This window comes from Natrinema sp. SYSU A 869, assembly GCF_019879105.1.
Taxonomy (GTDB): domain Archaea; phylum Halobacteriota; class Halobacteria; order Halobacteriales; family Natrialbaceae; genus Natrinema.
In genome coordinates this window covers 1,593,254-1,615,291 of sequence record NZ_CP082249.1, presented here as the reverse complement: position 1 = coordinate 1,615,291, position 22,038 = coordinate 1,593,254, and the positions used below count along the sequence as shown (strand labels likewise).

The window sequence follows — 22,038 nt, the reverse complement described above, 5'->3', positions numbered from 1 at the left end:
GCGACGAGGAGTTGGCTCCCGACGGCGATGCCCAGTCCGGTGAGCGCGAGCGTCGCGGCGACGGCCCAGTCGGTGTCTGCGAGCCGTTCGACGGTCAGTCCGGTCATCGGTCCCCCTCCTTGCTCCGGGTCGTTCCGTCGTCGATCGCCTCGATCGCCGCGAGCGTGCGACGGACGCGGCGATGATACGCCGCTCCGGGGTCGACCGCGGCACGCAGCCGTTCGCGGGGCGGTTGGGGGAGGTCCGCGGCGAGGAATGCAGCGGCGACCGGATCGTCGGTCCACGTTCCCGACCGAACGGCCTCGCGGGCCGCGTCGGCTGCGAGTCCGCGTTTCGTCGTGACGACGCGAACCGCACCGTCGACGAGCCGTCGGCGAACGTCCGCGGCTGACTCGTTCCGACGGCAGCGGTACCGGCCGTCCCCGGCGTCGAGGAGGGTCCACTCCGTCTCGCGACCGACCGGTTGCTCCGCGCCGGTGGCTCCCGCTTCGGGCGGCGGCCCCTCAGGCAACTGCGATCCGTTCGATCGGTCGGTGGTCCACGCCCACCAGCACACGCCTACAGCGATCACGGCTCCGAGCACTGGAAACATCGCTGCGAACGGATACAGCACCACGATAAGCGGCTGCACGGACGGCAGGAAGCCGCCGAGGATCACCGTTCCGACCGCTAGGAGGGCCCCGCCACCGACCACCGCCGTCGCGATCCCCTCCGAATCAATGGTCTCGAGCCGCCTCATCAGTCGCTGCCACGACCCCGGCGACGAGCCGCGACTCATTCCGATCCCTCCTCGTCCGACTCGTGATCGAGCAGTTCACGCACCGTCGCTCGCGCCGCCGCCACTCGATCCGGAGACGCCTCGCGGCCGCCGTACTCGACGTCGCGAACGATCGCGACTAGCCGGCGCACGTTCTCGGCCGGGAACCCGGCAGCGAGCGCGTCACGGGCCACCTCGCCGGGGGTTGCCGTCTCGCGGTCGTCCACCTCGAGTCGGTCGAGGAACGCGTGCCATGTCGCACGGATCTCCGCCCGAGGCCCGCGGGGCGTGAGCGGTTCGGCTGCAAGGTCGGGACCGTCGTCCGCGGGATTGCTCGTCTCGTCGGAATCGTCGTCGCTCGTTCCGAACACGGCCGCGAGCACCGAACCGTCGCTGCCGCTCGATGACCGGCCGAGCGACCCCAGCGATCCGAACGAGGGAAGAGTCACGAACGCACGGCCGACCGACGAGAGGGCCGGCCCGAGTGACGGGGCCCCGCGACCAGCCCAGCCGAACTCGAGGCGCGGCAGCGATATCGTCGGGAGCGGTATCGACGGCCAACTGAACTCACCGACCCCGCTGAAGAGTCCACTGAGCGCGTCGGCGAGGGCGTCGAAGACGTCCGCGAGCGCGACGAACAGACCGGTCGCCGCGTTTCCGCGCCGTCGCTCACTGTTCGCGACCAGCCGGAGATAGGTCATGACGCCGCCGATGACGAAGCCGGGGACGAACACTACGACCGTCGTCAGCCGGAGATAGAGGTTTCCGACGGTCGCCGTCGCGCTCTCTTCGCCAACCTCGATCGTGACGGTCGCCTCGTCGCCGATCGGCAGCCAGACGTGGGTCCGCCCGTCGCTGCCGGTTGTCGCCGTCCCGCCGCTCTCGAGGGAGACCGTCGCGTCCGAAACCTCCTGCCCGTCGGCGGACACCTGCACGGGAGCGGGCGAGCCGGGGAACAAAAGCGGTGAGATGAACTCGACCGTCGGTTCGGCGACGTCGACGGTCCGGTCGCCCGTCACCGGGCCGCGCTCGACGTGCAGATCGACTGGTCCGGCGGTTTCCGGCATCGTCACCGCGGTTTCGCCGTCTCCGTCGGTCGTCGCGACGGCTTTCCCGTCGAGGGTCACCGTCGCGTTGGACATTGGTGTCTCTCCGACCGACGCCGAGATGTCGAGATCACGGGCCGGAGCCGCTCCACCGTGGGTCTCAATGGTCGCGTCGGTCGGTACATCGACGGTCCGCGAGCGGTTGTCCTCGGGGACCGTGACGGTCATCTCCTCGGCGTACGGAACGGTGACCTTGGTGCTCCCGAGCGTCTCGGCTTCCGTGACGTTTTCGCCGTTCACTGCGATCGTTTTGGTACTGAAGTGGCCGATGTGGCCGATATCGACGGTCACCTCGCTTCCAGGTTCGATATCACCGCTGATCTCGATCTCACTTTCATCCGATTCGTCGCGATCATCGTTCCGTTCGGTCGTGTCGTCGGGCGGGTCCGTGTCGAACTCGGGCGTCTCATCTATCGATTCCCAGTCGCCAGCGATCGGCTCTCCGCCGTTGTCGCCGGGACCGTCGAGTCGCGGATCAGCCGCAGGAAGGGCACTCGTGACTGCGAGCAAACAGCACAGGCAGCCGACGACGAACAGGAGTCGACGCGTCCCAGTCACGCTCGTCCCTCCAGTTCGGCCGCCATCTCGTACAACTGCTGTACGCGGGCGTCGACGGGCGGGTGGGTCGCGGAGCCGTCACCGCCGACTGGTCCCGACGGCGTGGTGGCCTCGAGCCACGAGGTCACTCGCTCGCGGCGACGCGTGTCGGCCGTCGGTCGCCGGATCCGGGGCAGCGACGTCGTATCCTCGCCCGTCACGGGATCGTTCGGGACGATACACAGCGCGCGGGTCTTCGCGGCTCGGAGGTCCGTCTCCGGCGTTCCAGTCGTCTCGGCGAGGGTCACCAGCGCGCTCGCGAGGGCCATCGGGTTCCCGGTAATCCGGGCGGCCGCGGCGTCGGCGGCGAACTCCCGGGTCTGCGAGAGCGTTCGCGCCGCCCAGTCGGCGATGGCGGGAAACACCCACAGGATGGGCGCGACGAAGACGTAGGTCAGCGCGACCAGCGGGAGAAACCAGTACAGTGCAACCCGGCCGCCGTCCGATAGCTCGCGGGGATCAGCCAGCGCGCGGCGCGCGAGCCGCGCCGCGTGATACGCTCGATCGGCGACCTCGAGAAACAGCGTCGTGATCGTCATCAGCGTCACGTCCCGATTGGCGACGTGAGCGATCTCGTGGGCCAGTACCGCCTCGAGTTCGTCGGCGTCGAGGGACTCGACTACCCCCGTCGTGATGACGACCGTCGCGTCGGTGAGCCGGCCGACGGTGTAACAACTCGCCGTGTTGTCGGCGACGACGCGAACGTCCGGTTCCGGGATATCGGTTCGCATCGCCAGTCGTCGAACCGTTCGAGCGACGGCGTGGGCTTCGCCACCGGTGCTACCGTGGGTCCCCGCGAGAACGCGTTGGTAGCCGTAATACGTCTGTGCCGCGAGGAAACCGCCGATCAATACCAGTGCCGTGACCAGCGATACCGGCAACCGGACGAGGTCGAACTCGATGGCTCCGTACTGGAGGTAGACGATCGTACCGCCGACGAGTCCCGGTAACAGGACGCCGTACGCCCACAGCAGTGCGAGGACGAACGCGGCGGTGATCGCGACGAATACGCCGAGGACGGCACCGATCCGCAAGCGAAGGTTCATGCAGGGCGCTTGGTCGAATTCTCGTCTGCGAGACCAAAAATTTTCCCCGAACGTTTCGGTCGGGTATCGTCTTTCGGTCACCGATCGTTCGTCGCCCTCGCCTCGAACGCCGCTGTTGACGAGCGCCGCTGCCAGCGATCGCCGGCCGATCGATCACCGACCACTTGCCGCCGGAGAGTTCGCTGGGGTGACAGCGCACTCGTCTCACGGGCTTCCGATCCGACCGGCGCTGTGGCACTGACAAACATTTAATTCGCGCGAGACTATAGCTCTACATATGGTCGAATCCCTCGTGGGGAACGTGCCGCTCCTGCTCTTGGTAGTGGGTCTCGTGTTAATGGTGCTCGAGGCCATCTCACCGGGAGCGCACCTCATTGTCATCGGGATTGCTCTGGTCGGCGCGGGGTTGATCGGTGTGCTCTTCCCGACCCCGCTTAGCCCGATCATTCTGGCGGGACTGACCCTCATGATCGGGCTCGCGGCTGCGTACGTATACAACGAGTTCGACTTCTACGGCGGGAAAGGCACCGCTCGGACGACGGACTCGGACTCGCTGTCCGGTGTGACTGGCTACGTCACCGAGACCGTGACGACTCGCAGCGGCGAAGTCAAACTCGCCGATGGTGGGTTCGCTCCCTACTACAGTGCGCGGACGACCGACGGGACGATCGAGAAAGGCGAGGAGGTCATCGTCATCGATCCCGGCGGCGGGAACGTCCTCACGGTCGAATCCGTCAACGCGATCGGCGAGGACGAGATCGACCGCGCGCTCGCACGTGACAAGGCCGCGTCGTCCGAGCGGGACGAGCAAGAGGCCGCAGACGGCGGCGAATCGATGACCGGACCCGAATCGGAACCGGAGACCGAAACGGAAACCGAGAAATCGAGTTGAAGCGTGCGATCGAATCGCACATGTTGACAAAATAAGGGAACGCTTTTCTCCCCGCCGCCGTAACCTCGAAATATGATTGCCCAACTGTTACCGATGCAAACCACCGGCGGTGCCCTGCTACTCGTCGGTGCGCTTGTCCTCGTCGTCGTCGTCGCCGCACTACTCAGCGCGATCGAGATCGTCGACGCCTACGAGAAACGCGCCCTGACCGTCTTCGGGGAGTACCGCAAGCTCCTCGAGCCGGGGATCAACTTCGTCCCACCATTCGTCTCGAACACGTACGCGTTCGATATGCGTACCCAGACGCTGGACGTGCCCCGACAGGAAGCGATCACGCGCGACAACTCGCCAGTGACGGCCGACGCGGTCGTCTACATCAAGGTGATGGACGCTAAGAAGGCGTTCCTGCAGGTTGACGACTACAAGAAGGCCGTTTCGAACCTCGCTCAGACGACTCTGCGTGCCGTGCTGGGTGACATGGAGCTCGACGACACGCTGAACAAGCGCCAGGAGATCAACGCCCGCATCCGCACCGAACTCGACGAACCCACCGACGAGTGGGGGATCCGCGTCGAGTCGGTCGAGGTCCGCGAGGTCAACCCCTCGAAGGACGTCCAGCGCGCGATGGAGCAACAGACCTCCGCCGAGCGGAAACGCCGCGCCATGATCCTCGAGGCACAGGGTGAACGCCGCAGCGCCGTCGAGAAAGCGGAGGGTGACAAACAGAGCGAGATCATCCGCGCCCAGGGTGAAAAGCAGAGCCAGATCCTGGAAGCGCAGGGTGACTCGATCTCGACCGTGTTGCGTGCCCGCTCCGCCGAGTCGATGGGCGAACGCGCCATCATCGACAAGGGGATGGAGACGCTCGGCGACATCGGGCAGGGTGAGTCGACGACGTTCGTCATGCCTCAGGAACTCACCTCGCTGGTTGGCCGCTACGGAAAGCACCTCTCCGGCAGCGACGTCGAGGGAGACGGGGCGGACCTCGAGAGCCGCGAGTTCGACGACGAGACCCGCGAACTGATCGGGCTGGACGACATCGCCGAGATCATCGGCGAGATCGATCAGGAAGCGGACATGGACGTCGAAGCGATGGAACAGGAGGCCCAGGCGATCAAGGAAGGCAAGGATCCGGCAAATATTTCGGATCCCGACGAAGTCATCGAAGAGATGGATCAGGACTTCCAGAGCCAGGCAGATGGCGGCACCGAGATGGCGGCCGACGAGGACGAACCGTCCTCGAGCGACTAATCAGCCGGTCTCGCTACCGGTCGTCAGCGGGACGGAACGCATTTCCCGGTAGTATTCGTTTTCCTCTGCGAACGAAAGACAGTGCTAATCGGGCTCGGAGCTAGTTATTAGATTACTAACTAGTAGTATTCGGTGACCAAAGCGGAGCGAAACCTGTTTACGGGTCGCCCCCTTGTAGGTGGTAGCTAGTTATGACATCGCCCGATGGGGTCGACGACGACAAACGAGCGACCCTGCGCCGATTCGCCGCTCTCGGTGCCGCCTCCCCGCTGGTCGGACGTGCCGATGCAGCGGCGGCTGATACGGGTGAAAGCGATGCACGTGATGCGATCGCGGGCTATCTCTCGACGACGCCCGGCGCACACTTTTCCAAGATCCGCGACGACCTGCAACTCGGAACCGGCGAGACCCAACACCACTTGCGTCGACTCGAGGACGTCGACGCGATCGAGCGCTATCGCGACGGCGACTACAAGCGGTTCGTCACCGCCGGCCGATTCGACGAGTTCGAAAAGCGAGCCCTGGGGTACCTTCGCCGGGAGACACCCCGGGGCATGCTGATCGAACTGCTCTCGCACTCGGACGCCACTGCCGGCGATCTCGCTAAGGCGCTCGACGTCTCGCCGCCGACGGTGAGCAAGTACGCCGGCGAACTCGAGGAAGCGAGCCTGCTCTCGCGGACGGACGGTTACGCGGTCGAACGGCCGGAGACGGTGCTGGTCCTGGTGGTCCGCCACGCGGATTCCTTCGGCGATCGGGCCCGGGCGCTCGCGCGGGATGCAGATCAGTTCCTTACGTATCAGGGCTAAAAGGGAGCTAATCGGCAGTACGTCAGTATTACTCCATCACGATGAGTCGGTCGACGCGACGAGCGACGGCAATTCGGTCAGCGATTCGAGTTCGTGTGTCGCGTTCGACGGTCGCTCCCGGTTACGGTTGTGCGGCCGTCGGAGGAACGCGGTCTCGAGGCCGGCCGCTCGCCCGGCCGTTACGTCTTTTGGGGAGTCGCCGACGTAGATTCCATCGGTGACGCCGAGGTCGTTGAGCGCGTCGTCGATATAGTACGGATCGGGTTTGCGCCGCTCGTAGCCCTCAAACGTTGGGTCTCGCCCGCGGACGATGTCGAAGTCGAATCCGACGTAGTCAGCGACGAACGCGGCTGTTTCGTGCCTGTTGTTGGTCACGAGGCCGATCGTCGTCCGCTCACCGAGGTCGCGAACCGCATCGATATCGTCGTAGATGCCACGCTCCCCTGACCGAAGTCGGTCGTGGGTGCCACTCGAGGCGTATGTCTCTTTCAACTCCCAGAACCGTGCGGGATCGATCTCGAGATCACGACAGTGTGTCTTGATCCGTTCGTGATCGTGATTTCTGAAATCGCGACGCTGGTCCGGCGTCGGTTCGACCCCCAGATCGACGAGCGCCGCGTCAGCAGCATCGGCGTACACCTGTGGATCGGTCCGCGGCCCCTCGAGAATGACCCCGTCCATGTCGAACAGTACCGTCGTCATGTACCGATACTGAGGGCTCGCGCTAAAAGAGGGTTCGGCGTCACGACGGCCGTCGCCGGTTGCTCGTGACAATCGGTAAAATGCGAGAAAAGCCCACCGAGTCGCCGTCTGCGAGTTAAATATCGACTTTCCAGGTCGTACTCGAGGAGTAACCCCATTTTTCGATCTCGACATTGTAATCGCCCTCCTGAAGGGCGGTGATGTTCGAGCCGACCTCCTTCGCCGTCATGCCGAGCTCCTTGCCGATGAGGCGGGATTTGAAGTACGTCTTCGTCGCCGCGTTGTTCCGGAGGTACTCCAGAATCCGCTGTTGTTTGCTCGTGAGGTCGGGGGCCATTGCAGTGCTCATACACGATTAGACAACAGGAACGCCCTTAGGGGGTTTGGTACGCGCGGTTAACCTGCCGCAGTCGCGCGGTTTGATCCGGAAGTAAGAGATGAATAACAGGATGGAAAGCTTTCGTTGGTACGCCCGGTTAATATATACCGCTCCGTGAGTGTCGTTTGTTCGGTATCGTTTCTAGACGACGGGATTCGATTGCCCGTATTGAGCGCCACTCTCGATGTCAGACCCGCCATCACCGATGATAGTCAGTCATCGATGTCGTAATAGTTCGTTACGAACGGCCCGAACGAAGACGCAACTGCCTCGCCGAGCGCTCGCGTTCGGTTCGTCAGCCCATCCGTAAGTACGCCCGCAGCGCCCTCGGCCTCGGCGATGGCCTCGGTTCCAAGGAGGTCGTCCATTACCGGTCCCAGTTCTGCCCCATCGTCGACCCGCTCCGCGACGCCGTCGGGAAGTCGAAGCGTCGGTCCACCGCCGCACTCTAGTCGATTGCCGTCCGTCACAGCGCCCCACATGATCAGGAACAGTCCCGGCGTCCCGTCGAGCCGAGCGACCCCGCCCTCGAGGCCGACCCCGTAGTCAGCGTCGGTCACCGCGAGCGCTTGCCGGGCCCGGTTCTCCGCACCGGTGACGGTTTCCTCGATCGACCACGGCTGTTCGGCCACGCCGGAATCGACGTCGACGGCAGTCACGGTCGGCTCGTAGCGCTCGAGCGTTCGTTCGACCGCGTCGATCTTGACCGGGTTCGTGCTACCGACTGCGAGCTCCATACCGGCTGTTTGGCGGGAGTCGATTTGGGGGCTGTGTTTCCGACTGGCTTCGCAGTTTCAATGTTTCCATCTATCATGCCATTTCTTTCGAATTACCGGTTTTCGCGGGATATGTGACCGAGATTCCGAAACCCTTAACCCTCGAGTCTCTGAACGTGGGAGGTAACGGAACCGTCCGGGCTTTTGCGATCGGTTCGGCCGGGCAGCAATTGCCATCGTATGACTAACGCACCATCGAATACGAGAGTACGACGTAGCGAACCCGAAACGAACGAACAGGAAACCGAGAGCGAGGACGAAGATCTCGCCTGCCCCGAGTGTGCCGGCAACCTCGTCGTTGACGACGAACACGGCGAGACCGTCTGTGAGGACTGTGGACTGGTCGTCGAGGAGGACTCGGTCGACCGCGGTCCCGAGTGGCGAGCCTTCGACGCCGCCGAGAAGAACGAGAAGTCCCGTGTGGGCGCACCCACGACGAACACGATGCACGACAAGGGACTCTCGACGAACATCGACTGGCGCAACAAGGACGCCTACGGGAACTCCCTAGGCTCGCGCCAGCGCGAGAAGATGCAGCGCCTTCGAAAGTGGAACGAGCGCTTCCGCACCCGAGACTCCAAGGAACGCAACCTGAAACAGGCGCTTGGCGAGATCGACCGGATGGCCTCCGCGCTCGGCCTGCCGACGAACGTCCGCGAAACGGCCAGCGTCATCTACCGCCGCGCGCTCGACGAGGACCTCCTCCCGGGCCGTTCTATCGAAGGCGTCTCGACGGCTTGCGTCTACGCCGCCGCCCGACAGGCTGGCGTCCCCCGCTCGCTCGACGAGATCGCGGACGTCTCCCGTGTTGAGAAAAACGAGATCGCCCGTACCTACCGCTACGTGGTCCGTGAACTCGGTCTCGAGGTCCAGCCCGCCGACCCCGAGAGCTACGTCCCCCGCTTTGCCTCCGGACTCGAGCTCTCCGACGAAGCCGAGCACCGCGCCCGTAGCCTGCTCCAGAACGCCAAGGAGAAGGGCGTCCACAGCGGCAAGTCGCCGGTCGGCCTCGCGGCCGCCGCAGTCTACGCTGCCGCACTACTCACGAACGAGAAGACCACCCAGGCCGCCGTCTCCGATGTCGCCGACATCTCCGAAGTCACCATCCGAAACCGCTACCACGAGCTCCTCGAGGCCGAGGAGACCATCGGGATGGCATAACGCCGGGCCGTATCTCGTTGAAACTCGCCGGAACGATATCGTTTTTGCCGCGCTCGTTCGCAGTTGAGAGCAATGGGACTACAGTTCGACTCGTTCGTACTCGCAGCATCGACAGCGGCCCTCTCCGACGAACCCGCGGCTCGCGAGCACGCCGACGCGATCGAATTTCGAATGGACCTTGCCGACGAGCCGCTGGCCGCGCTCGAGGACTACGATGGACAGTTGCCGATTCTCGCAACGAACCGGGCCAGATGGGAGGGTGGGGAGGCTGAAGACGACGGTCGTCTCGAGGCGCTCGCCGAGGCGACTGCGTTCGATGCCGTTGTGGCTATCGACGTCGAACTCGAGTCGATCCTCGGGGAGGAGACGGACGCAGTGCTCGAGACAGCCCGCGACCGCGACGTCTCGATTGTCGCGTCGGCGCACGATTTCGAGGGGACACCGCCCCGCAAAGAGATGGTCCGCACCTTGACAGAGGCAGGCAAGTACGCCGACGTCGCGAAACTGGCCGTCACGGCCGAATCGACGGCTGAGACGCTCGCCTTGCTCTCGGCGACCGAGCAACTGACCGCCCACGGCGACGCCGTCGCGACGATGGCGATGGGCGAAGTGGGAAGCCACACGCGCGCCGTGGCTCCGGTATACGGATCGAAAATCGGCTACGCGCCTGTCGACCCGTCCGAGGCGACCGCGCCGGGGCAGTACGACCTCGAGACGCTCGCGGAGCTGGTGGCACGACTCGAGTGAGCTGAAAACAACGAGAATCGGAATGTTAAGGGCAGGGCAGTCCCTACCATCCCCACGTACAATGACATGGCTCCGTGCGCTTCTCGCCGCCGGCCTTTCGGTGATCATGCCCGGTGCGGGCCACGTCCTCGTCCGGGACTGGCTCCGCGCCGCCCTTTTTGCCGGTCTCTTCCTGTCGGTCAGTGCGTTCTTTCTCCCGATCGATCAGCTGGCCGCTGCCGGTCCGATAACGAACGTCAACGAAATCAACGCGTACGCGGACATCATGGCCGAAGAGACCGACGCGATGGCACAGTTCTTCCTCTCGTTTATCGCCTTGTTCGCCGCGATCGATGCGACCTTTCGTGCGCTCGGCTACCCACCCCGTGGGGCCGACGACACGGAGGGTCCAACCTGTCCCGAGTGCGGGAAGGGGATCGATGACGACCTCGAGTTCTGCCACTGGTGTACGACGCGACTCGAACCGGTAGAGCCCGAGGCGGAGACGAGCGACGTCTAGAAGTGACCCGCTGAATCGACCGGTGACCGTTACTTTTCGATGATACTCTCTTCGACAGCCTCGCCGAAGTGTCGGGCCGTCTCTTCGGAGTACAGGAGGATCTCGTCACCCGACTCGAGGTCCGTCACCGCCTTGCGCCCCTCCGCGGACGCGACCTTGATCGTCTCGGCGTTCTGGAGCAGGGTCTCGACTCGATCCCCACTCTCGGTTTCGAGGGCGATTCGGAACATCGGGCGTTGCTCAATCTTGACGCGGCCAACGATGGCCTCGCGAGTGTTACCCTCAAGGTCGACGACCTGGACCGCGTCGCCGCTCTGGAGTTCCGAGAGGTATTTCGTACCGCCATCGGGGGTTCGGACGTAGGCGTGGACTGCACCCGCATTGACCCGGAAGGGACGGGAGGCGACGTAGGGCGATTCGGCGGTCTCGCCGTGGACGAAGACCAGTCCGCGGCTCATCGATCCGACGAGCATTCCCTCATCGTGCTCGAGTAGGTTGCCGGTGTCAACGCAGACCCGGTCGGCGCTGCCGGCCCGTTCGATGTCGAGCACGTCGGCGTACTCGAGGTCGAGACGTTCGCGCTCGGCCTCGTCGCGTACTTCGACCGTCTTTCGGATCTCGTCGGGATCGTCCGAGTCGATCAAGACGGCGTCGGACCCGATCTCGAGGGTTTCAAACGCCGTCTTGGCCTCCTCGGCGCTGGTCACGCCTGCGACGAGGTCGGTCTCCTCGCCGATGCGAGCGATCAGGTTCTCGAGGGGGATGATCGTCCAGTCCTCGCCGACGACGATTGTGTGGTCGGCTTCCTCGGCGGCGGTCTCGGCGAAGTGCTCGTACTCTTTGCCGAGGATGCGGACGTACGCGCCCCGGTCGAAGTCGCCGTCGCGGCGCAACGTCGAGAGGTCCGCCGAGCCGGAGAAGTCCTCTGGCAGGTCGATCGTCGCGTCGCCCTCGCCGTCTTTCCCGACGACAATGGCGTCCGCCTGCGTGGTGGCGTCTCCGTCTTCGCTCTCGGCGTCGTCGATGTCATCGACTAAGGTCACGTCTCCGTCGGTCCGAAACGCCGCGACGTTGATGTCGCCCAGTTCTCGGACGCGCGCGACGTCGTCTTCGTCGACCAGTACCCAGTCTGCACCCGCCTCGAGCGCGGCGGTGATCCGCGCCCGACGGTCGTCCCAGTCGCCGACGGTATCGTCGGCTTTTACCCAGACAGCTCGCGTCATAAATCGACCGTCGAAGGGAACCGGCTTGAACGTGGCGAATCGGGCAGGAGTGACGGGTCGATCATTCGACTCTGTGAAAACGGACGCGAGTCACCTGCTCTCCCGTTGATCACCGTGATCGGAACGATCGCAATCGTTCCCAATAGTAAGAATACTCACGATAGTAACGATAGTTCGAATACTTTCTCGGAAGTTGATAATACCGGTCCGGACGATCGATTCCATATGGGTCAGCGCCACCTCGAGCCGGACGCCGAATCGACCATCGACTGCGCCACCCGCCGACTCGGGGTGGAACCCATCGCCGATGTCGCTCGAGCGGTGTTCGACCACGCGGGCGAGATGGCGACGCTCGAGTATGGCCGAACCGCCGCCATGCTCGGTGCCGTTCGCCTCGCTGCTCGCCGCACCGATGTCGGCGAACCCGATCCCGAGCGGCTCAAAGAGCCGTTCGATGTCGATCCGGAACGGGTTGCCGCGGCCGACGAAGTGCTGGCGACGTATCTGGGTCCGCCCGCCGATCCGGACGAGATTCGCTCGCTGCGCCGGACGCTGGTCGTAGCCCAGGAAGTCCTGGCTGCGGTCGAGCGTGGTCGCAACGCTGGCCCCGAGCTCCCGGGCTCGCACCTCGCTGACGCCGCGCCCTTCCTGCTCGCTCGTGCGAGCAGCCACCTCGACTCCCGCACTGACCACGAGTTTCCGGGGCTCGACGCGGCGGCGCTTCGCGACCACATCGAGCGCCTCGAGGCTGACCTCGAGCTGGCTCGGCTGGGAACGAAACTGTACACCCTGGTCCACGACGCGGACTGAACCGCGTCGACTCCCCTTGGACTCCCCTCGATGATCCCTACTGTCGCTCGCTGGCGTCGTCCATGAGCTTGTGTCGGAACGCCCGGTAGGCGTTTTCGCCCCGCTCGGTCAACTCGACGACGCGCCGACGGCCCACCGACTCGATCGTGACGTAGCCGTCCTCGGCTAGCGGCTCGAGGACGTGCGTATCGAGCACCCGAAACGCCCCCTTGTCTTCGCCGGAGCGCTCATCGGGCGAGCGTCGATCGGCCATGAAGTCGAGATTCCGCTCTCGAGCGTACTCGATGAGGTCTTTCTTCTTCGGCGGGGCCGTCCGGTCGTCGTGGTAACCCTCCCACGCGGCCGGATCTGAGAGAAACTCCATGATTGCGACCTGATCGCGCGTCGGCGACTCGATTGGGTAGGTCGGAACCTGTTCAATCTCGTCGAGGCCGACGGAAATGGGCTCGGTTGTCCCATCGTGGGCGTACGCCGACGGCTCGACGTAGTAGGCGTGGGCGTCCGTCGAGACGTCCATGCACGCGATTGTCGCGCCGATCGCCGGGATCGTGCCTGCTCCGGAGACGTTGACGTACACCTGATCGTCCGCGTGGACGTCAGCAAGCGTCGTCACGTCGCCGAGCACCGCATACACGTCCGTGAGATCGCACTCCCGGGTCCGCACCTCGGGGACGATCGACTCGAGTTCCGCCCGCAACTCGTCGTGGTAGTCGGCCATCGCCGTCGCGGTTCGCTCGCCGGTCCCACCGTCGGTTTCACCCTGTTCCCCACCCTGCTGCCCACTGCCCACGCTCTCGTCCTCGAGCAGATAGACCAAGTCCGCCCGCTGGTTCCGGATCGGCTCGAGAATCCGATCGAACTCGTAGCCCAGCGGCACGACGTGCACTCGCTTGACGACCTCCATACACCAAGCGGCGTGTCAGCAAAAATAACTGCTGCGGAATCGTCGGTGGAACTCGAGTCGCAACCGGTCCAACCAACCGACGAGTTTCGATAGCCCAGTCAAACCATCGTCGGGTGGGAATGAAAGGGGCGACACCGCTCACGGCGCGAAACGAAGTAAGCACCACAGGCGAACGAAGTGAGCCGAGGAGCGCAGCGAGTAGCAGCCCGTGAGCGGTGTCGGGGCTTTCGGGATGTTCTCGGCGATGATACCGGAGTAGATCGAGACGCAGCCACCTCGTCGGCGAAACGTTGAGAACGCCCCCGCTCGTATGACAAGTCAGATGGCTGCCTACGATGCGATCTGTTTCGATCTCGATGCTACCCTCTGCGAGTCGACCCAGGACGCCACGGAGCTGCTCGAGTCGAGCTTTGAACACGCCGGCTGCGAGCAGTTCTGCACGCCTGCGGAACTGCGAGCCGCCGTCCCGGACCTGCCGACCGCCAAGACGGATCGGGAGTTCTACGAGCACCTCTTTACCGAAGTCGCACAGCGCGCCGGCGTCGACGCCGATATCGCGCCGACGCTCGCCGGGGAGTATCTCGCGGTGCAGGATCCGACCGCTGTCGAGTTTCGCCCGGGTGCGAAAGCGGCGATCGAGCATGCTCGCGACCAAAGCCGTGTCGGACTCGGCCTCATCACGAACGGCGGTCGAAAGACACAGACGCAGAAACTGCAGGCACTGGGCATCGCGGACGCCTTCGACGTGCGGGTGTTCACCGACCCGAGCGCTGGGATAGACCCCAAACCCAGCACGGTCCCGTTCGAATACGCGCTCGACGAACTCGCGGTCATGCCCGATGCAGCGATCCACATCGGCGACTCGTTGCACGCCGATATCGCGGGTGCCAACGCGATGGGACTCGACTCGGCCTGGCTCGATACCGGCCGTGACGACGGCCCCGGCGAGCACGACCCGACCTACGAACTCACGTCGCTCGAGGCGTTCGAGACGATCGTCTGAGCCGAGTCAGCGTTACTGTTCATCCGGCAGCAGATCCGTGTGAACCACGGCCCGATACTGCGTGTCCGTCCCTTCCTCGAGTCGCTTGAGCAGGGCTGCTGCATCCGGGAAGCTCTCGGGCAGTTCGAACGCGTCGTCCTCGTCGTCGTCGCGTTGCTTACAGAGTTTGATGAACGCGACCAGCGCGTCGTAGGTCCCGACCCGGGCGTAGACCACGTCGATATCCCGCTCGAAATCCTCGCGCCAGCTCTCGATCACCGGTTCGGCCGCGCGTCGCGGCCGTCGCATCCGCTCGGCCAACTCATCGGGATCGACGTCGGGATCGTCCGCGCCCGTCAATCCCTCGAAGGCTGCCTGCAAGTCGTCGGACTCGACCTCGAGCGCTGGGGCGTCCGCTTCCGCCTCGAGCAACTCGGCGAATGCCTCGAGTTCCTCGCGGCGGACTGCAACGGGGTAGACGAAATCGTGGGTCTCCTTCGGGAGTGTGTACGACTTCGCTGCGACACCCTGTTCACCAGGGTCGGAGTTGCCCAGCATTAAATCGAGTATTCCCATACCTGAAACAGGTATGGTCAGGCGAATAAGCCTTCCGTGCTCGACTAGTCGAGCACGGGTGAGTCCGCTTTGGTAGCGACGACACGTTGAGATCCTCCTCTCTGTGCGGGCAGTGCGAGCCGCTTCGACGGGGCGACCTCGATACCGATTTCCTACCACTCATCGCCGAGCGCCGCCTTCGCGCCGCCGTAGCCGCTCGCGGTCGTCCACGTTCGCCCGCTGTCCGTGTGTTCGACCTCGTACGTGCCGCCGCAAGCCCCACAGCGGTACTGGTCGGGCGATTTCACCGGCTTCGACGCACGGTGGCGTTTGGCCTGCCAGTCGCAGCCGCCCGTGAGACACCGCAGGACGTACCGCGGCTTCGCAAAGGCCTCGCAGTAGCGCGGTGCCTCGAGCGCCGCGGCCCGCTCGCGAAAGCGGTCGCCGTGGCCCGACTCGCCGAACTGCTGGAACTCCCAGGCGTGGACGAGTTCGTGGCGGACGACCCCCGCGAACTCGGGCCAGTCGTACCGCTCGTACGCGCGCCGGGCGAGGACGACCGTCGCCACCTCGCGGTCGGCCTGCCAGCGACAACTCCCCGCCCGTCGCCGCGCTCGTGGCGACACCTCCCACTCGAGGGCCGCGAAGTCAACCCCGATATCGTACTCGTCGACGACCTCGCGGGCGTGAATCCGCACGCGGGCGACGATTTCGTCCGCGAGCGTAAGCTCCTCGCCGTCGGTCACGGCCTCGAGAAGGGCGGGTGCCGACGAAACGCTTCCGATCGGATCGCTGGGGGCGGGTGATGAACGCCGATACGCCGCGACGTTTTAATAATTCATGCGCGAAATTTTGCCAAGATTAGCATAGAAAACACCGTTTAATAGCAGCTGAATTAATAAGACTGAGCCCCGAGTTCGACCTACGATGAGTCGGAACGAGTCGGCGCGCTCTCATGGCGACTCGCACGCACACGACGGCCACGGTCACGGGCACGACCACGGCGGGGACACGACGAGCAGCCGCAAACTCGCTGCCGTCTCGCTGATCAACGTCATTGGCTTCCTCGTCGAACTCGCAGGTGGGCTGGCCTTCGGCTCGGTCGCGCTCATCAGTGATGCCGTCCACATGCTGTTCGACGCGCTCGCGTACGTGATGGCCTTCGCCGCCGCCCACGTCGCCGAACGCTACGGCGACGGCGACCGCTGGTCGTATGGCCTCCACCGCCTCGAGCCGTTCTCTGCCTTCCTGAACGGATTACTCCTCCTGCCGATGGTTGGCTTCATTCTCTGGGAGTCCTATCAGCGGTTCTTGGAGCCTGTCGCCATCGGCACCGGGCCGACGATTGCCATCGCGACGGGCGGCCTGCTGGTCAACCTCGGCTCGGTCTACGTCCTCCACGGCGACGCGATGAGCCTCAACGAGAAGGGAGCGTTCTACCATCTGCTGGGCGACGCTGGCGGCTCGGTTGCCGTCATCGTCTCCGTGCTCGTCGTCGAGGCGACCGGATTCCGCGCCGTCGATCCGATCACCGCCGCGCTGATCGCGGCCGTGGTGACCTGGTCGGCGATCAGGGTGTTGCGTGGCAGCGGTGCGATCTTCTTCCTCAAGACGCCCCTCGAGAGCGACGAGATCTGCGCTCATCTTACCGAACTCGAGGGTGTCGACCAAGTTGACGACTTCCACGCGTGGCAGATCTGCAGCCAGATCACGGTCGCGACGGTCCACGTCGAGACCGGCGTCGAGACGATGGCTGAGGCCGAGTCAGTCGTCGGTTGCGTCCACGACGAACTCGCCTGCCACGGCGTCGATCACGCCACCGTCGAACTGAGTCCCCGCTATGCCGATCGGGACGTCCACCTCGATACGCACTGCCACTGAGGTGTTGCGTGTCTCGAGCGCCGGGAGCCGGTGCTATGGGATGGTCGAACGCTGTGGGTGTGGGAAAAACGAAGAGTTAGGCCTCGAGCGCCAGTCCTGCTTCGGCTAGCGCCTCGTCAGTCGAGAGATCCTCGTGGACGACGCCAGCGACCGCTCGTGCGATAGCTTCCGGATTCTCGTGCTGGAAGATCGATCGGCCCATGGAGATGCCGGCACCGCCGGCGTCCATCACGCCGCGAACCATCTCGATCGTATCACGATCGGTCCCCTTCGAGCCGCCGGCGATCACGACCGGGAGCCGTGTCGACTCGACGACGTGTGCGAAGCTCTCAGCGTCGCCGCTGTAGCCCGTCTTGACGATGTCGGCACCGAGTTCCTCGGCGAGGCGGACTGCGTGGCCGAGCGCCTCGGGGTCCGCCGAGTCGACGCCGGGACCACGAGCGTAGGCCATCGCGAGGACCGGAATGCCAAAGCGCTGGGCCGTCTCGGTGACCTCAGAGAGCTGGCTAATCTGGTCTGGCTCGTGATCCGAGCCGACGTTGATGTGGAAGGAGACGGCGTCGGCACCGACCCGAACTGCCTCCTCGACGGTGCCGGTAAGCCGCTTGTCTTCCTCGTCCGGCCCGATCGTGGTCGAACCGTTGAGGTGGACGATGTAGCCCTTGCCGTTCTTGTTGTCGTGGACGCGCGGTGCGATCCCCTTCTGTGTGAGAACCGCGTCCGCCCCGCCGCTGGTTACGCCGTCAATTGTCGATTCGATGTCTTTCAGTCCCTGGACAGCACCCATTGTGATGCCGTGATCCATTGGGACGATCACGTACGATCCGTCTGTCCCGATTCGGTCGAGTCGTGCGTCAATTCCTGTGGTCATTGCGGGAGTGTAGCAAGCTTGCAGTTATGGCTGTTCTGGTTCCGGTCGTTCTTCCGGATCGACCGTGACGGTATCCGCGCCGCGACGTGCGCCACGTTTGAGTTCCTGAGCTTTGGCCTCGAGTGCGTCGACCGCATCGCTGGGATCGTCGCTCGAGGCGATGTTCTGGGACTCCGTCCCAGAGCCTGCTGAGCTGTGCTCAGCGATGATATCGACCAAGGCGCTGCCGACGATAACGCCGTCCGCGCCGGCCTCGATGATTTCGGCTGCGTGGTCACCCTTGCTAACGCCGAAGCCGACCGCCTTGGGAACGTCGTACTCCGAAAGCCGCGCGAGGCTGTCGTGGGTCGCACCCGAAACGTTCGCGCGCGCACCGGTCGTCCCGAGGCGGGCCTGCACGTAGGCAAAGCCTGAGACCTGCGACATGATCTGATCCAGACGCTCACCCTCGGTCGTCGGCGCGATAATGAAGACGAGATCGAGCCCGTTGTCGTCGCAGGCCTCGCGCAGCGGGCCCGCCTCTTCGGCGGGCAGGTCGGGGACGATAATCCCCGAAAGACCCGCTTCGGCCGCGCGTTCGACGAAGGGCCGAACGTCAGGTTCGTCACCATACTGGAGAATCATATTGTAGTACGTCATCACCAGCAGCGGCGCCTCAGTCTCGAGGTCCGCGACCAACTCGAAGAAGCCCTCGGGGGTCGTCCCGGCATCGAGCGCGCGGTTGATTGCAGCCTGAATCGTCGACCCTTCCGCGATCGGTTCCGAGAACGGAAGCCCGAGTTCGATCAGGTCCGAGCCACCCCGGTCGAGGGCCTCGACGTACGCCTTCGTGTCCTTGAGCGAGGGATCTCCAGCGGTGATGTAGGTGATCAACGCGGGCTGGTCCTCGCGGATAGCCGCTTCGACATCGCTGTCGTATGCGGTCGGTTCGCCGCCGTCGGCACGAACCTCGCGGCTCGCGGGTCGCTGCTCACGGTTCACTTCGTTCTCCGTTCGTTTCTCGAGGTGCTCCCGCTGGTCGCACCTCGTAGCCGCTCCCCGCTCGCCGTCCCGAGATTCTCGCTCCGCTCGAATCTCGCGGCTCATCCGTCGAACACCTCCACGTCCGGTGCGGCTACGAGATCGCGCGTCTCGGTCTCCTCTAACACGGTCTCTAAGTCCTTGTCGCCGCGCCCGGAGACGTTGACGACAACGAGATCGCCGAGAGTCTCGTGTTCCTCTTCCAGATAGCCGAGCGCATGACTCGACTCGAGTGCGGGAATGATCCCCTCGAGCCGCGAGAGCCGGTGGAAGCCGTTGAGCGCGTCCTCGTCGTCGACGCTCGCCGGCGTGACTCGACCGGTCTCGACGAGATGTGAGAGTTCGGGGCCGACGCCGGCGTAGTCCAGACCCGCGCTGACGCTGTGGGACTCCATGATCTGGCCGTCAGTACTCTGGAGGAGCTTCGTCATCGCGCCGTGGAGGACGCCGTCGGTGCCCGTCGAGAGCGTCGCGGAGTTGGGCGCGAGACCTTCCTCCTCGTCGATCTCGAGGCTCGAGCCGCCGGCCTCAACGGCGTAGAGGTCGACCGCTTCATCGGGAACGAAGGCGTGGAAGGCTCCCATCGTGTTCGAGCCACCGCCGGCACAGGCGACGACGCTGTCGGGCAGTCGTCCGGCCTTCTCCTGAATCTGTTTCCGGACTTCGTCGCCGATGACTGCCTGGAAGTCCCGGACCATCTTCGGGAACGGGTGCGGGCCGACGACAGAGCCGATCACGTAGTGGGTCCGCTCGACGGTGGTCGCCCAGTCGCGCATCGTCTCGTTGATCGCCTCCTTCAGCGTCCCGCTACCTGCCTCAACAGGGTTCACCTCGGCCCCGTTCATCCGCATTCGGTAGACGTTGGGCCGCTGGCGGTTGACGTCCGTCCGACCCATGTAGATCTCGCAGGGCATGTCGAGGTGGGCCGCGGCCATCGCCGTCGCGGTGCCGTGTTGGCCCGCGCCGGTCTCGGCGATGATCCGCTCCTTGCCCATATATTTCGCGAGCAGGACCTGTCCGAGCGCGTTGTTCAGTTTGTGTGCCCCGCCGTGGACGAGGTCCTCCCGCTTGAGGTATACCTCGCGGTCGTAGCGCTCGCTCAGCCGATCCGCGCGCTGGAGCGGCGTCGGCCGCCCGCCGAAATCGCGCAGTCGCTCGCGGAACTCGTCCATGAAGCCGTCCTCGTTCTCCAGGACGTATCGCTGGTAGGCGTCCTCGAGTTCCTGGACGGCTGGCATCAGCGCCTCGGGGACGTACTGGCCGCCGTAGTCACCGAACGTGCCCGTCCGTCCGGATTCACTCTCGCCGTCGCGTTCGCGTTCCGTGCTCATGTCTGGATGTCTCCGTCGTGCTCGCTCATGTTGTCTCAGTCTCCGTCGTGGATTCCGTCGAGTCCGCAGCGCCCGCGGATTCCGCTCGCGTGAGTCGTCGGGTGTTCTCCGTCACGTCGCTGTCGCCCGCGCCGTGGTCCATGATGGCGCTGCCGACCAGGAGGGCATCGGCACCCGCCGCGCGCATCCGTTGCACGTCCGCCAGCGAGCTGACGCCGCTCTCGGCGATCAGCGTTACGTCGTCCGGCACGTGGGGGGCCACTGACTCGAAGGTTTCGAGGTCGACCTCGAGTTTCGCCAGATCACGGTTGTTCACGCCGATGATGTCGGCCCCTGCCTCGAGCGCTGTCTCGAGTTCCGCGCGGTCGTGGACCTCCACGAGGGGCTGGAAGCCCCGTTTGCGGGCGGCCGTGACGAGTTCCTCGAGATCGTCGACGAATCTGACGATCAATAGCAAGAGGTCCGCCTCGACGACGTCCATCCCCACCTCCTCGATGACGAAGTCCTTGCGCAGGACCGGGACGTCGACGGCCTCCCGAATGCGGGTCAGCGCCTCAGGTGAGCCGCCGAAGTGGGTCGGCTCCGTGAGCACCGAGATCGCCGTCGCACCGCCGTCGACCATCGATTGTGCCAGTTCGACGGGATCGTCGTCTCGAGTCCCCTCAGCCGTCGGACTCGTCGGTTTCACCTCCGCGATCACTGGGACTCGCCCGTCGGCCTCGGCGTCGGCCAGCGCGTCGGGCAGCGAGCGTGCGTCAACGTCAATGACGCCCTCACCGCCCGAACGCTCCCGAGCGGCCTCGAGTATCGACTGCACCGCAGGGGCGAGCTCCGTATCGGAGTTCATTATTGTACATCGACGTACTCATATGTACATAAGGCTTGCGTCATGGCGACACACGGAACGATGGAAACGATATCGGCTGACGGGCTAACGGCCTGACACGTGCGGTGGCGTGCGCTGAGACGCGATGAGTGCGAGGCGCGACGGGAGGAGCGCCTCGGAACGCGAACGGCGACCGACGGGAGCCGTGAGCAGCGAGCGAATCGGCTGGGGAGAGCGTGGCTATTTCCCTATTGTGAGTATGAGCAGGGCACTCGAGGATTCGTCAGGAACTGTGGGCACAGTGTGGAAAAACTCGAGGCTGCTGCGATGGAAGCGAGATCAAGCGCAAGGACCGGCGGCTATTCAAGCCCTGATGGTCTACGGACAGCTATGGAGGACGTTACGGACGCTGGAATCTACGCACGGGAATCGCCGTATCTCGACCGGTACGTCCAGCTCGGTGCCGCCAGCGGGCGAGTCCTGAGCGTCTCGTTCCCCGAGATCCCCGACGACAACGCCGAGGACGACCACGCCGTCCTCGATGAGATCTTCGAATACCTCGACGGTCTCGAGGAGATCACCTTCGACGACGTGCAGGTCGCGATGACCATGCCGACCGACCAGCGGGCGGTCCTTGAGGGCGTCCAGACGATCCCTTACGGCGATCAGGTCACCGTCGAGACCCTCGCCCGGATGACCTCCGGGATCGATCACCAGGACGAGGACGACATCATCCTTGTCCGAACCGCGCTTGACGAGAACCCGGCCCCGCTCCTGATTCCCGATCACCGCGTGCGCGACGGCCCCAGCGCCGCGCCACCGGATGTCGAGCAGAAGCTGCGGTCGCTCGAGGGGCTATAACAGCCGTTAGCGGTGGGTTTCGCCGTCTATTTGTGACCGGTGGTGTCCGCGT

24 protein-coding genes are annotated in these 22,038 nt (G+C 64.6%); 10 read left to right on the top strand and 14 right to left on the bottom strand.

The annotated features are described in order from the left end of the window. Window positions 1–103 precede the first annotated feature (103 nt). The 3 genes from K6I40_RS16160 to K6I40_RS16150 are packed head-to-tail and all read right to left on the bottom strand — an operon-like array spanning window position 104 to window position 3,506. Complete coding sequence (locus tag K6I40_RS16160; RefSeq protein ID WP_222920035.1) at window positions 104–778, bottom strand: hypothetical protein; 675 nt, start codon at window positions 776–778, stop codon at window positions 104–106. Continuing rightward, window positions 775–2,421 (bottom strand): DUF4129 domain-containing protein, encoded by a 1,647-nt coding sequence (locus K6I40_RS16155; protein WP_222920034.1) that lies wholly within the window; start codon window positions 2,419–2,421, stop codon window positions 775–777. The genes K6I40_RS16160 and K6I40_RS16155 overlap by 4 nt, the downstream gene beginning before the upstream one ends. Next, on the bottom strand, window positions 2,418–3,506 hold the full coding sequence (locus K6I40_RS16150) for a M48 family metalloprotease (RefSeq protein WP_222920033.1): 1,089 nt from the start codon (window positions 3,504–3,506) through the stop codon (window positions 2,418–2,420). Before K6I40_RS16150 ends, K6I40_RS16155 begins: the two co-directional genes overlap by 4 nt. A gap of 277 nt (window positions 3,507–3,783) precedes the next feature. Between K6I40_RS16150 and K6I40_RS16145 the strand changes: the two genes are divergently transcribed. The 3 genes from K6I40_RS16145 (at window position 3,784) to K6I40_RS16135 (ending at window position 6,458) form a co-directional block, all read left to right on the top strand. Then, the gene (locus K6I40_RS16145; RefSeq protein WP_222920032.1) at window positions 3,784–4,398 is read left to right on the top strand and encodes an NfeD family protein; all 615 of its coding nucleotides are present in this window, start codon (window positions 3,784–3,786) and stop codon (window positions 4,396–4,398) included. Between the two features lie 72 nt (window positions 4,399–4,470). Further along, a complete protein-coding gene (locus K6I40_RS16140) occupies window positions 4,471–5,649 on the top strand; it encodes an SPFH domain-containing protein (protein WP_222920031.1) in 1,179 nt (392 codons plus the stop codon). A gap of 191 nt (window positions 5,650–5,840) precedes the next feature. Next, window positions 5,841–6,458, top strand: a complete 618-nt coding sequence (locus tag K6I40_RS16135) for a winged helix-turn-helix transcriptional regulator (RefSeq protein ID WP_222920030.1) — start codon at window positions 5,841–5,843, stop codon at window positions 6,456–6,458. A 36-nt stretch (window positions 6,459–6,494) separates the two neighbouring features. Here K6I40_RS16135 and K6I40_RS16130 read toward each other — a convergent pair whose 3' ends face one another. The 3 genes from K6I40_RS16130 to yjjX all read right to left on the bottom strand — a co-directional run bounded on the left by K6I40_RS16130 (window position 6,495) and on the right by yjjX (window position 8,276). Further along, window positions 6,495–7,160, bottom strand: a complete 666-nt coding sequence (locus K6I40_RS16130) for an HAD-IA family hydrolase (protein ID WP_222920029.1) — start codon at window positions 7,158–7,160, stop codon at window positions 6,495–6,497. A gap of 115 nt (window positions 7,161–7,275) precedes the next feature. After that, the gene (locus tag K6I40_RS16125; RefSeq protein ID WP_180843022.1) at window positions 7,276–7,497 is read right to left on the bottom strand and encodes a hypothetical protein; all 222 of its coding nucleotides are present in this window, start codon (window positions 7,495–7,497) and stop codon (window positions 7,276–7,278) included. 254 nt (window positions 7,498–7,751) lie between these two features. After that, window positions 7,752–8,276: an inosine/xanthosine triphosphatase gene (gene yjjX / locus K6I40_RS16120; RefSeq protein WP_222920028.1), complete on the bottom strand. Its 525-nt coding sequence runs from the start codon at window positions 8,274–8,276 to the stop codon at window positions 7,752–7,754. 219 nt (window positions 8,277–8,495) lie between these two features. Between yjjX and K6I40_RS16115 the strand changes: the two genes are divergently transcribed. From K6I40_RS16115 to K6I40_RS16105, 3 genes are all read left to right on the top strand, one after another. Beyond that, on the top strand, window positions 8,496–9,476 hold the full coding sequence (locus tag K6I40_RS16115) for a transcription initiation factor IIB (RefSeq protein WP_222920027.1): 981 nt from the start codon (window positions 8,496–8,498) through the stop codon (window positions 9,474–9,476). A 72-nt stretch (window positions 9,477–9,548) separates the two neighbouring features. Beyond that, window positions 9,549–10,223: a type I 3-dehydroquinate dehydratase gene (locus K6I40_RS16110; RefSeq protein ID WP_222920026.1), complete on the top strand. Its 675-nt coding sequence runs from the start codon at window positions 9,549–9,551 to the stop codon at window positions 10,221–10,223. Between the two features lie 61 nt (window positions 10,224–10,284). Continuing rightward, the gene (locus tag K6I40_RS16105) at window positions 10,285–10,722 is read left to right on the top strand and encodes a zinc ribbon domain-containing protein (RefSeq protein WP_222920025.1); all 438 of its coding nucleotides are present in this window, start codon (window positions 10,285–10,287) and stop codon (window positions 10,720–10,722) included. Window positions 10,723–10,751: 29 nt separating this feature from the next. Here the strand turns inward: K6I40_RS16105 and K6I40_RS16100 are convergent, their stop codons facing one another. Next, on the bottom strand, window positions 10,752–11,945 hold the full coding sequence (locus K6I40_RS16100; protein WP_222920024.1) for a 3-dehydroquinate synthase II: 1,194 nt from the start codon (window positions 11,943–11,945) through the stop codon (window positions 10,752–10,754). A 225-nt stretch (window positions 11,946–12,170) separates the two neighbouring features. On the opposite strand from K6I40_RS16100, the gene K6I40_RS16095 reads away from it, so the two are divergent. Beyond that, on the top strand, window positions 12,171–12,755 hold the full coding sequence (locus K6I40_RS16095; RefSeq protein ID WP_222920023.1) for a hypothetical protein: 585 nt from the start codon (window positions 12,171–12,173) through the stop codon (window positions 12,753–12,755). Between the two features lie 37 nt (window positions 12,756–12,792). Here the strand turns inward: K6I40_RS16095 and K6I40_RS16090 are convergent, their stop codons facing one another. Continuing rightward, on the bottom strand, window positions 12,793–13,659 hold the full coding sequence (locus tag K6I40_RS16090) for a DUF6293 family protein (RefSeq protein WP_222920022.1): 867 nt from the start codon (window positions 13,657–13,659) through the stop codon (window positions 12,793–12,795). Window positions 13,660–13,981: 322 nt separating this feature from the next. Here K6I40_RS16090 and K6I40_RS16085 point away from each other — a divergent pair, with 322 nt between their 5' ends. Continuing rightward, window positions 13,982–14,662: an HAD family hydrolase gene (locus tag K6I40_RS16085; protein ID WP_222920389.1), complete on the top strand. Its 681-nt coding sequence runs from the start codon at window positions 13,982–13,984 to the stop codon at window positions 14,660–14,662. Window positions 14,663–14,674: 12 nt separating this feature from the next. Here the strand turns inward: K6I40_RS16085 and K6I40_RS16080 are convergent, their stop codons facing one another. Further along, window positions 14,675–15,217, bottom strand: coding sequence for a hypothetical protein (locus tag K6I40_RS16080; RefSeq protein WP_222920021.1), 543 nt, complete (start codon window positions 15,215–15,217; stop codon window positions 14,675–14,677). Between the two features lie 152 nt (window positions 15,218–15,369). Then, a complete protein-coding gene (locus tag K6I40_RS16075; protein WP_222920020.1) occupies window positions 15,370–15,942 on the bottom strand; it encodes a SprT-like domain-containing protein in 573 nt (190 codons plus the stop codon). 181 nt (window positions 15,943–16,123) lie between these two features. Here K6I40_RS16075 and K6I40_RS16070 point away from each other — a divergent pair, with 181 nt between their 5' ends. Then, window positions 16,124–17,077, top strand: a complete 954-nt coding sequence (locus K6I40_RS16070) for a cation diffusion facilitator family transporter (RefSeq protein ID WP_222920019.1) — start codon at window positions 16,124–16,126, stop codon at window positions 17,075–17,077. A gap of 76 nt (window positions 17,078–17,153) precedes the next feature. Here K6I40_RS16070 and K6I40_RS16065 read toward each other — a convergent pair whose 3' ends face one another. The 4 genes from K6I40_RS16065 to trpC are packed head-to-tail and all read right to left on the bottom strand — an operon-like array spanning window position 17,154 to window position 21,146. Next, window positions 17,154–17,948 (bottom strand): 2-amino-3,7-dideoxy-D-threo-hept-6-ulosonate synthase, encoded by a 795-nt coding sequence (locus K6I40_RS16065; protein WP_222920018.1) that lies wholly within the window; start codon window positions 17,946–17,948, stop codon window positions 17,154–17,156. Between the two features lie 24 nt (window positions 17,949–17,972). Then, window positions 17,973–19,034: a tryptophan synthase subunit alpha gene (gene trpA, locus K6I40_RS16060; RefSeq protein WP_255682096.1), complete on the bottom strand. Its 1,062-nt coding sequence runs from the start codon at window positions 19,032–19,034 to the stop codon at window positions 17,973–17,975. Beyond that, window positions 19,031–20,299, bottom strand: coding sequence for a tryptophan synthase subunit beta (gene trpB, locus K6I40_RS16055; protein ID WP_222920017.1), 1,269 nt, complete (start codon window positions 20,297–20,299; stop codon window positions 19,031–19,033). Before trpB ends, trpA begins: the two co-directional genes overlap by 4 nt. Window positions 20,300–20,324: 25 nt before the next feature. Next, entirely contained in the window at window positions 20,325–21,146 is an 822-nt protein-coding gene (gene trpC / locus K6I40_RS16050; protein WP_222920016.1) for an indole-3-glycerol phosphate synthase, read from the bottom strand. 369 nt (window positions 21,147–21,515) lie between these two features. On the opposite strand from trpC, the gene K6I40_RS16045 reads away from it, so the two are divergent. Next, entirely contained in the window at window positions 21,516–21,986 is a 471-nt protein-coding gene (locus K6I40_RS16045) for an MGMT family protein (RefSeq protein WP_222920015.1), read from the top strand. The last annotated feature ends 52 nt before the right edge of the window (window positions 21,987–22,038 follow it).